Annotated in this window: 1 protein-coding gene; it reads right to left on the bottom strand. The window is 64.1% G+C overall.

Going from position 1 to position 735, the window contains the following annotated elements; translation table 11 throughout:
• A partial coding sequence (locus KVT32_RS27980; protein WP_217619183.1) for a carbohydrate porin occupies window positions 1-735 on the bottom strand: 735 nt, incomplete at both ends.

The raw sequence follows: 735 nt of genomic DNA, 5'->3' as shown, positions 1-735 counted from the left end.
GATTTACAAAATCAGCGTAGCGCCCGTTGTTATGGGTCGCGCCCACGGCAAGGCCGAGGGAATCCTGTGGTCGATCTTCGAAGGGGCCCTTGTACTGCACCCCGATCGCGAGCTGGCGGTCCAGTTGCGCCGTGTTGCGATCGGCCTGGGTGAAGTTCAGGAAGACCGTCGCGCCGCGGCCATTCGCGGTGCCCGTGACCTGCTGCTGCAAGCTCAGGTAGGCGCCGTACTGGCCGCTTCGTTCGAGCGGGCCCAGGCCGGTCAGGCCACGCGGGTTGCTGTTCACGTCGAGATACAGGTCGTCGCCGTTCGAGGTGTTGTACCAGGCGCCGATCTTGTAGATGCCGGGCAGGCCGCGCCAGCGCGGTTGCCAGCCAGCTTCCAGCGGGATCAAGGCCCCGGTCGTGCCGCTCGGGTTGTTCGGCTTCCAGCCGTTGTGGCGCGCATAGTCGTCATCCACGTACTTCGGGTTGACCTGGTACACCCCGAGTTGCAGGTAGCTGTTGCCTGCGGTGTGGTACTTGACGCGCGCGGCCCACTGGCTGGTTGGCCAGTTGACCCAGTAGCTGCCGACCAGGTTGCCCGGCTGGGCGCTGCAGAACGTGAGGTTCTGGAAGTCGCAGGAAAAACTGAAGAAGTCCTCGCCGACGGTCATGCGGCCGAATTTGAGTTCCAGGCGCTCGTCGAGGAGTTTCCGGTTCAGCCACATCTGCGTCAGGTGCCAGGTCTGTCCAC

The sequence above is a fragment of the Achromobacter sp. GbtcB20 genome (assembly GCF_019091095.1).
In the GTDB taxonomy this organism is placed as follows: Bacteria; Pseudomonadota; Gammaproteobacteria; order Burkholderiales; family Burkholderiaceae_B; genus Achromobacter; species Achromobacter mucicolens.
This window is presented reverse-complemented; position numbering and strand designations above follow the sequence as displayed.